This is a genomic window from Sphingobacterium thermophilum (assembly GCF_039541675.1).
Taxonomy (GTDB): Bacteria; Bacteroidota; Bacteroidia; order Sphingobacteriales; family Sphingobacteriaceae; genus Sphingobacterium; species Sphingobacterium thermophilum.
Window position 1 is genome coordinate 1 of record NZ_BAABGR010000026.1, and the last position, 9498, is coordinate 9498.

The window sequence follows — 9498 nt, forward strand, 5'->3', positions numbered from 1 at the left end:
CATTAATTTAGTTTTGGTTGTTGCAATAAATATAATGAAGAAAGCTGGTTTTAATATCGAGTATAACAGTAGTTGATAGAATTGTTACAATATGCTTTAGGATACTATGGTTCGGAAGGTCAGGTTTATCCTTCCTCTGGTGATTTTCTTGCTTTTGGGTAGTTGGTGAAGCCAGTATTTTTGAGTGGTGCCGCGCATTAGTAGAAGGGAACCATTTTCCAGCGTCAGGTCTATTCTTTCTTTACTCTGTTTATGTCGGAAAGAGAATTTGCGTTCGGCACCTAGACTTAACGAGGCTATAGTGCCATTTTCTTTTAGATCCTTTTCAGCATCGCTATGCCAGCCCATACCTTCATTACCATCGTGGTAGAGGTTGAGGAGACAGGAGTTGAATGTTTCGTGAGTTAGATGTTCTACAATCCGCTTGAGCTCTAGCAGGGTAGTGTTCCACGGGGAAGCCACCTTCTTCATCCCCGAATAGGTGTATTCCAAGGCTTCATCTCCATACCAAGCTACCATTCTTTTGGTGGTGATGAGCCTTCCGAAGATTAAGGTCTGGTCATTTTGCCACGCCACTTCTTCCATAAGCCGCTCATAATAGCTTTGTGGATTCTGTAGCACAGTACCATAGTAGTTTACCTCTCCATCATAGGGGAGTAGGTTCTTTTGTGGATCAGCTAATTCAAAAAGTTTCATCTGTTATGTCTTTTACCTGAGCTTGTTCCCATCCTATTATTGCAGCTTTACGGATAGGTCCCCACATATAGCCGCCGAAAATGCCGGAAGATTGTATCACCCTATGGCAGGGAATAAGGTAAGCTATGGGGTTGCTGCCAATGGCTGTGCCCACAGCACGGGAAGCTTTCGGATGTCCTATAGCTTCTGCAAGATGCGCATAGGTTGTCAAGCAACCTTTGGGAACTTTCAATAAAGCCTCCCACACTTTAAGCTGGAAAGGTGTTCCTTTTAGATGCAGATGCAAAGGATTCTTTAGCTGAGCACTGTCATCGAAAATGTGGAGTACCTCAATGTGGCGTGGTAGCTCCTTGCGAATAACATTCGCCAGTGGATATTGTTCACGAATGTTTGACAAAGCCTTTTGAGGATCTACAAAGGCGATATGGCAGATTCCTTTTTCGGTGGAAGATAATACTATGTCTGCCATGGTGTGTCGTTTAAAGCCGCAAATTACTAACAAATTCGAAGAAGTACGAATGAAATACAGTTGCGTTTATTTTATTTAACGAAAAAAATACAATATAACAGATGTTCCATTGACAATAGACCGTACAACCGCGAAAATCTGGCTGCGGCATGTCCGGAGGAGCCGGGCTATCTTGGATAGGAGGGCTTGTTCAGGGTTGACTTACAGTTGGTTATACGACGTAGTAACAATAACGTTGTCTCGGCTTAATAATTTGTTAGCAGAGTAGTGATGTTTTAATAATATGATGGTAATATTGAGCTAATATTTAGCTTATAATATTGCAACATAATTTTAACACGCTATGATCAAGTTCAGCTATTATGTTGCTTTAATTATTTCAATGGTAACCATTCAGGTTTCGAGGACGGCGGCGCAGCAGTTTGGGGTGAAAGGAAAGGTTTTGGACATCGAAACCTATAAACCCATTCCGGGGGTAAGTATCAAAATTGCGAATACGACGCTTGCTACATCGACGGACGAAGCAGGAGAATTTTCCATCAATCTGCCCAGCAAAACTGGGGAATATACACTGGTAAGTACTTTTGTAGGTTACGACCCAGATTCCACAAAATTTAATCTACAGGCTAACGACTGGGAGTTTGTCTCCGTGACGTTAATTAATACAAATTCGACCTTAGACGAGGTCGTTGTTACACGGCGGAGAGAGCGCGCGAGCGAAATTGCTTTGCTGGAAGAGCGGAAACTATCTAATCTGATGGTCGAGAAGATAGGAGCGCAGGAGCTTTCCAGAAAGGGTGTGAGCGACGCTGAGGGGGCGCTGACGAAAATGAGTGGTGTCACAAAATCGGCAAGTGGAGCGAATGTCTTTGTAAGAGGATTGGGAGACCGTTATAACAGCACCACGCTGAACGGATTAGCGTTGCCCTCCGAAGATCCGTTGAACAAGAACATATCGTTAGATTTCTTCGGGACATCTGTTATCGATAATATTGCAGTCAATAAAACGTTCAATCCTGCTTTGGGAGGTGATGTTGCTGGTGCAAACATAGATATTCTATCTAAAGAGTTTTCTGGAAGTGATTTTTTTCAAATAGGAGCGTCTTCCGGTATAAATTCGCAGGCAATTAAGGCGGAGGACTTTAAGAAGATAGACGGAACAAATTGGTTTGGTTCGTTGAAAGAACGTAAGTCTCCAATTACAGATTTGACTAGCTACGACTTTGCGAATAACTGGAACCCATCGCAGATAAAAACACCAATAAACTCAAGCTTTTCGTTGTCCGGCGGAAAGCGCTTTAATCTGGCTAATGGAACATTAAATTTATTTGTTACGGGTAACATGGATTCTGAATACCGTTACTATGACGGTGTTATCCGACAAACAAGTACTGCTGGAACCATTTTTTTAGATCAGGAGATGGAAAGATCTGAATACAACGTGTCCAAAACTGCGATGGCTAACCTAAAATATAGTTTTGGTAATCATTCGATCTCTTTTAACTCGATGTACATCGGTGACCAAGGACAAAGTTACGGCCAGAATTACGGCTTGAATATATCAGACGACGACGGTGATATCAGACTATGGCGAAGACAACATGTGGTCGATAATCATTTGTTTGTTAATCAATTGCTTTCTAAGCTGGAGTTGACGAACGATTGGACGTTGGACCTCGGCGTGGGATACAACCATGTTTCGGCAAATGAGCCAGATCGCCGTACGAACAACATTTTGCTGCGGGACGGCACATATCGTTTTTATAACAACGCCAACGGGGCAGACAATGAACGTTACTACTCTGAAATAGGAGAAAGAGGTTGGACTGCAAAAGCCATTGCTACCTATAAGTTTGAAAATGACAGGAATTTCGAAAGAAAGATAGACTTCGGATATAACGGCAACTTAGTTAGACGGGACTTTGAAGTCAGAATGTTTAATCACAACGTAAAGGGAGACGTAACGCTCTCACACGGTGTCGATGATATTGATGACAGTTTTAACGGCGGCACTTTAGCAGACGACTACTTTCAACTGACAACGAACTGGGGAGCTGGAGTTTCAGCGCTTAAGCCGAACTGGTATAACGCGAAGAAGGATATTCACTCGGCTTTGGTCGTCGGTACCTATCAATTTTCGGAAAAATTCACCGGGGTATTGGGCGTCCGTTACGATAGGGTAAATCAAGTTATCGATTATGAGATCCAAACAAGGACCAGTGTTGCCGATGGCCCCTCAACGATAGATAAAAACTACATTTTGCCTAGCTTAAATTTGAAATATGCGCTTACCGAAAAAAGCAATTTAAGAGCATCTGCCAGTAGAAGTTACACGCTGCCTCAATTCATTGAGTTAGCGCCTTTTCAAAATACTTTCGCAACTTTTAAATCAGAAGGTAATCCCGACCTGTCGCCGGTGGAAAATAACAATTTTGACCTGAAATGGGAATTGTTCCCAAGCAGTGGCGAGCTGGTCTCCGTTGGCGCGTTCTTCAAGAGTATGAAGAACCCTATTGCGCGTGTTGAATATGGGAACAATATCATGACTTATCACAATATTGGTTCAACAGCTGAAATTGCAGGAGCCGAAATAGAAGTAAAGAAAAACCTGTTGAAAACTTCAACAGGATATGGTGACAATATCCTATCAGCCGGTGCCAACGTGTCATACTTGTATTCCAGTCAGAAATTAGAAGCATCCGAAGTGTATTTTGGTGAAACACGGAGTGCTTTACAAGGTGCCTCTCCTTTACTGGCGAATGCGGATGTAAGTTATCTATACAATGGAAACCGTTGGAATTTAACATCTTCCATTGTAGCGAATTATTTCAGTGATCGGGTTTTTATGATCGGTACACACACTTATAAAAACGTAATTGAAAAAGGGGTGCCTACTTTGGATTTTGTTACGAACGCTGTCATTAATGATAAATGGGGTGTCAATCTGCGTGTAAGGAACATGCTTAACCCTAAGATAAACCTAGAACGTGAGACGGATTCAAATGAAAACATTGTCCTTGAATCCTACAAACGAGGAGTTGATGCAAGCGTAGGTATATCTTATAAGTTTTAACAGTTTGATAATATATCCTTAACGATAAGATAGAATACAGGGTTTAATATTGTAAAATAAATAAGAAAGAAAACATGAAAACAAAATTATTAGCTATTATCGCCGTTTCAGTTTTGGCATTCACTTCATGTAGCAGTGATGACGATGACAATCCAACTGGCGTAACGGAGTTGACCGTTTTGAACGGCAACATAACGGGAGATGCTGTTGTTTCTGGGTCGTCAATTAATCTGACGGGACCTACGTACGTGAAGGAGGGTGCTACATTGACGATCCCTGCAGGTACAACTATCACGGCTACTACGGAAGGTACCAGCGCTTTTATTTTAGTCGAGCGAGGAGCTAAAATAATTGCAAAAGGGACAGCTGCTGCGCCGATTAAGTTTACCTCGACAACGAAACGTTCCGGTTCATGGGGAGGCTTGATTATCAATGGTTATGCTCCGCTTTCTCGAGCTAGTCAAAGTGCTCCAAGTAATTATCAGACAGAGATCAGTCCTAATATCATGTATGGCGGGGACAACCCTTCGGATAACTCGGGCGAGTTGGATTACGTGATCTTAGAATACACAGGAGCAAACATAAGCGACGCTGCTGAACATAATGGTCTAACATTAAACGGCGTTGGAAATGGTACTAAAATCAGCAACATCTACATTAAGGACGGCGCTGATGACGGTATAGAATTCTTCGGCGGTTCCGTTAACGTAACCAATCTGTTAGTTGTAAACGCAGAAGATGATATGTTTGATTTTACACAAGGGTATACTGGTACGTTAACGAATGCTTATGGCATCTGGGAACCAAGTTTTACAACGAACGAAGGCGATCCTAGAGGTATTGAAGCGGATGGTAACATGGATGGTAAAACGCCAAATGATATTGCTCAGTCCAACTTTACCATTAATGGAATGACTATCGTGCAACGCTCTACGACACAAGGTCTAGCAGGTACTATGCAGGATATCGTGAAAATTAGAAGAAAAGCGAAAGCGAACATTACGAATCTTTTAATCCAGATAGGAGATAACTCGTTGTTCGGTGATATCATTGACCTTGATGACTCGAACCAAGATAATAAAGGTGATGCAAGTTCGACTATAACATATACGTTCCGTCCAGAATCGCGTTTTGATGCAGCTTTGGTTAAATCTGCCGGTGCTACAGTTACAAAGAATGACTCCCAAACTGGTGCAGACGTTTCAGTATTCAGCTGGACTGGCTATTCTTTCTAAGGTGATAACAAAATAGTTCACAACAATAAAATTAGAAAACGATACTTCGTAAAGACCGGCTTCCCTTAAGGAGTCGGTCTTTTTGCGTCTTTATAAAAGAATGATGTTGTCTTAATGAGTAAGTAATATTGAATTTGTTTTTTTAGCTTAAATAATAAGATAATATGCTAAAGATCAAAATTATATTTCCGTTAGCGATGATAGTAACTGGTTGCATGATCAGCTGTGAGAAAAGCACTTCCGATATGCCAGAGACACCAGATTCAGAAATCGTAGAACCAGAGTTAAAAGAACCAATAGAACTCAAATTTGTAGTTAAGAATCTAGCGAAAGGCAATAGTACGACAGACGTGGAAGGATATGGCGAGCTTAATTTTTTAGGGTTTGGCTATGATGTTACTGGCAAATATTCTCATAGGAGCTCTGTTAAAGAGGCTGTAATTAATACCCCCGCATTCGGACAAGACAATCCCAGTCTTCTTGATGTGCGATTTCCTCGTGAGTCGAGTTTTAAGATCGGTTATGGTGTCGATTCGGAGGATTTTACGAAATTGTTGACAGGTGAAACTGCTGATATCAATTATTTTAAGGGGAATATCATACATCCTTTTCCAGATACAGATCCCAAAGGAAGCGAATACATATATGGCTTGTATGACACCTATGTTACACACAAAAGACTTAGGATATTTCGAAATCCTGGAGAAGACCGGTTGATACGGTATTTAACTACAAATTTTCAAACAGACAGCAAGTCTCTCGAACCAGCGGAACTTGTCAAAAAATATGGTACACACGTTCTGCTTTCTTTGTATACAGGAGCTAAACTAAGCTTGGATTACCAAGCTGGATATGTAGGTGAGAAGGATAGACAAAACGCCGTGGAGAATAGTTTCAAGGTAGGTCTGAACGACTGTTTTGCGTTATTTTCGGGACCCTTGCCCCACCCGACTCAGCCGTGCTTAAGGATGTGGTGAGTCCGATAATCGCCTTCGAGGCAATTGGTGGTGACCCATCTAAAATAATAGTAGATAATACGCTAGGTTATAACCCGAAGGTTAAGATTTCCGAATGGTCAAAAAGTGTTAACGAAGATAATCACCGGTTTGTATACATTGATGGCTTGGATAACCTTTTGCCTATTTCAGAGCTTATAGAGGATGCAGAAAAGAAACAAAAGGTAGAGGTCTATGTCAATGACTATATCAAAGCGAACGAGGTGAGGCTGAACAGCCGCTAGTTGTACCGGTATGGCAACTATAACAGTTGCTTAGCACCTAAAAACACGGTTGGTAATGAAATGTTAGGGTATCGATCCGAAGAAAATCACAGAGCCTTTTTTAACAAGCTGGTAAATCATGTGATCTACCTACAGATGTATCTCGAGGCTACGAATGCGATGGTAAATGAGAGTATAAACTTTTTAATCGGTACAATTCTGTCGAAATGCTTAATGTGGATCTCACGAGATTTTATTTTGACGACCTGAAGGGAAGCGGAAAAAATATAACGGAAAAGTTGTATATACGGCCGATAGTGAAATCAGAAGAATTTTTGAGTCAGCGAGAAAGGCAGTGACTGGAAGCATATAGAGGTTCTGCGTGATTTTTACCCCTCTTTCTGAGATACCATGCGTGAAATAGGGAACGGGGGCTTTCAGACATCAGGCCATCGCCGGCTTCCTTGGCCCAGCGGTTTGTCCGTTTTTTATTTTAACCTTACGATAGTATATCGAGACTTGCCTATATTTGAAATGATATGACAATTTCACTCCGACTAGTTGTTTTACTGCTGTTTAGCAGCTATTGCAGCTTGATTTGCGCACAACAACCGTTTATAAAGCTAGCGAAAGGCCCTATCGTGTTTATGCTGGATAGGCAAGGCAATGTACGCCATGTTTTTAAGGAAGGGGCGGGGAATGTCAACATGAACTATGATTTAGGAGGGCGTTTAACTGCCATAGGAGATATGCGTATTTCATATAATCACGACGGAACGGTAAGGAGCGCAGGTAGTTGCGATGTAGACTATGATATATGGGGCAAAGTGCGTAACGTGGGCGACGTAGGTATTGACTATGATCTGGGAGGACGAATAAGAAGGCTTGGTGGGCGCGGGATCGATTATGATTTGGAAGGCCGGATACGGCAGATTGGATCTATCAAAATAGATTATGATCACTATGGACGTGTTCGAAAGTTTGGAGATGAGGATATAGATTACGATCTGAGCGGCAAGGTCCGGAGCTTTGGAAGCTTAAATGTCGGCTATGATCTAAGTGGGAGTATCAGTAAAATAGGCGAATATCGTTTCGATTACCACCTTGATGGCAAACTCCGGTCTGTTAGCGGCGGCGCTGCACATGGAGCGGGTGAAAAAATCATGTGGTATTACTATACGATTCGGCAGCTAAATAGGGATTAATAGGCGCTTCCCATTCATTTTCTACAGATAAGACGGGTGTAAGCGTGCCTATATGCGAGCCTTCCTGTCTAAAAAATAATGTTTCATTCCCTTCGTGTAGGGGGCGACTTTAGTTTCCGCGACGGTATGTGCTACCTCTGGGATTTGTATTGAGATTTCTTCGGGAGCTGTTCGAGTCTTGTTCGACTGGGCTTCGACAGCTGTTCGACTGCTCTTCGGCTGCGAGTCGAACAGCTGTCGAAACTCTCCCGAAGGGCTGTCGAAGCGTTCCCGAAGCTGTCCCGAATAGGAGTCGAAGCCGCCTCGAAGGGCACCCGAACCGCATAACAGAAAATGATAAATTTCTGCTCGCAGACCTCCTATACCTTCAGTAGGTTTTAAGTACTCCTTAAGTACTGATGAAGTACTGTTTACGCAACTGTTGCGCAAGCAAAAAAAGGTACCGTTAGTGTACTGTTAGTTCACTGGTAGTGTACGGGAAGTGTACTAAAAAGGTACTAGAAAGGTACTGGAGAGGTACTACGGAGGTACGGGGAAGGTACGGGAGACCTACGACCAGGCTACATGGGTCTGTACACCTGTCACGAACCCATCTGCTGCTGACGGTAAACCTTTAGTATATTTACGAGGCTTGTTCTTATCCATACTTCAGTCTACGGACACCGCGCAACTGTTGGTGAAAAACACCTTTCTTTCCGCCTTACTTCCAAATGTCTTTGCTAGTTTTATTTAAAAACTTGCTATTTTTCTGAAAATTTTACTGAATATTGCCGTTTGTCTTGTGTTTTTTTTAACAGTGACTACATTTAAGCACGAGCGTAGGAATTAGTCTATTACATTTATAGACTTTGTTTTAAATGTCTATATTTGTCGCGGCGCCGATAGTCGGGTAGAGTTACGATGCGGCCGCGTGGATGAACAGATCCTCCGGTATAAGAAAGGGGGATCATGCAAACTGAAGAAGAGGCATGGGGATGAAACTTTTTAGGGTAGACTCGGACAAACAACAGATAGCTGCCATTAGAAATGGCGACGAAAAGGCCTTTGCCCGGGTGTACGAGCATTATTGGAAAAAATTGCTAGCTATTTCTTTCCAGCACACCAAAGATAAGGGGATGGCAGAGGAGATCGTGCAGGAGGTTTTTGTATCCCTTTGGCAGCGCCGCAATTCTTTAGCCAGTTGCTTGGCTTCCTGTTCTGCGAGTTCTGCTCTCGCCAGTCTTTGTGAAATGTTCTTGTAATGACTCAGCTTAGCGAGATTTTCCGGAGAGGATACGATAAGCATAGGCTGATCTCTACCTTCTTCGGTCTTGCCAATAACCTGATATAGGATTCTGTCGGACTGCTGGGCGAGCTTTTTGAAATAGGCTTCCGTTTGGGAGAAGTTCGCCAAATGGTAGTCGTCGCCAATGTTAAATCCGAAATGCTCTTTGGGTGTGGTAATTTGTGCCTTTACCCCCAGAAAAGACACAAAAAGTAGGATGGATGCGAATAGCTTCTTCATTAATTTAGTTTTGGTTGTTGCAATAAATATAATGAAGAAAGCTGGTTTTAATATCGAGTATAACAGTAGTTGATAGAATTGTTACAATATGCTTTAG

9 protein-coding genes are annotated in these 9498 nt (G+C 42.3%); 5 read left to right on the top strand and 4 right to left on the bottom strand.

From position 1 onward, the window contains the following. Positions 1 to 96 precede the first annotated feature (96 nt). Positions 97 to 696: an alpha-ketoglutarate-dependent dioxygenase AlkB family protein gene (locus ABD873_RS09530; protein WP_345067779.1), complete on the bottom strand. Its 600-nt coding sequence runs from the start codon at positions 694 to 696 to the stop codon at positions 97 to 99. Next, positions 683 to 1165, bottom strand: a complete 483-nt coding sequence (locus tag ABD873_RS09535; protein WP_052258618.1) for a methylated-DNA--[protein]-cysteine S-methyltransferase — start codon at positions 1163 to 1165, stop codon at positions 683 to 685. The genes ABD873_RS09530 and ABD873_RS09535 overlap by 14 nt, the downstream gene beginning before the upstream one ends. A gap of 343 nt (positions 1166 to 1508) precedes the next feature. Here ABD873_RS09535 and ABD873_RS09540 point away from each other — a divergent pair, with 343 nt between their 5' ends. The 5 genes from ABD873_RS09540 (at position 1509) to ABD873_RS09560 (ending at position 7897) form a co-directional block, all read left to right on the top strand. Then, positions 1509 to 4238, top strand: coding sequence for a TonB-dependent receptor (locus tag ABD873_RS09540; protein WP_345067782.1), 2730 nt, complete (start codon positions 1509 to 1511; stop codon positions 4236 to 4238). Positions 4239 to 4417: 179 nt separating this feature from the next. Beyond that, positions 4418 to 5473 (top strand): hypothetical protein, encoded by a 1056-nt coding sequence (locus ABD873_RS09545; RefSeq protein ID WP_345067784.1) that lies wholly within the window; start codon positions 4418 to 4420, stop codon positions 5471 to 5473. A gap of 245 nt (positions 5474 to 5718) precedes the next feature. Further along, a complete protein-coding gene (locus tag ABD873_RS09550; protein WP_345067786.1) occupies positions 5719 to 6450 on the top strand; it encodes a hypothetical protein in 732 nt (243 codons plus the stop codon). Then, complete coding sequence (locus tag ABD873_RS09555) at positions 6444 to 6713, top strand: hypothetical protein (RefSeq protein WP_156138341.1); 270 nt, start codon at positions 6444 to 6446, stop codon at positions 6711 to 6713. Before ABD873_RS09550 ends, ABD873_RS09555 begins: the two co-directional genes overlap by 7 nt. A gap of 518 nt (positions 6714 to 7231) precedes the next feature. Continuing rightward, positions 7232 to 7897: a hypothetical protein gene (locus tag ABD873_RS09560; RefSeq protein ID WP_345067788.1), complete on the top strand. Its 666-nt coding sequence runs from the start codon at positions 7232 to 7234 to the stop codon at positions 7895 to 7897. Between the two features lie 48 nt (positions 7898 to 7945). On the opposite strand, the gene ABD873_RS09565 is transcribed toward ABD873_RS09560, so the two are convergent. Then, positions 7946 to 8326, bottom strand: coding sequence for a hypothetical protein (locus ABD873_RS09565; RefSeq protein WP_345067790.1), 381 nt, complete (start codon positions 8324 to 8326; stop codon positions 7946 to 7948). Positions 8327 to 8960: 634 nt separating this feature from the next. Then, positions 8961 to 9401 carry a hypothetical protein gene (locus ABD873_RS09570; RefSeq protein ID WP_345067792.1) on the bottom strand — a complete coding sequence of 147 codons (441 nt, stop codon included), beginning with the start codon at positions 9399 to 9401 and terminating at the stop codon, positions 8961 to 8963. Positions 9402 to 9498: the final 97 nt, after the last annotated feature.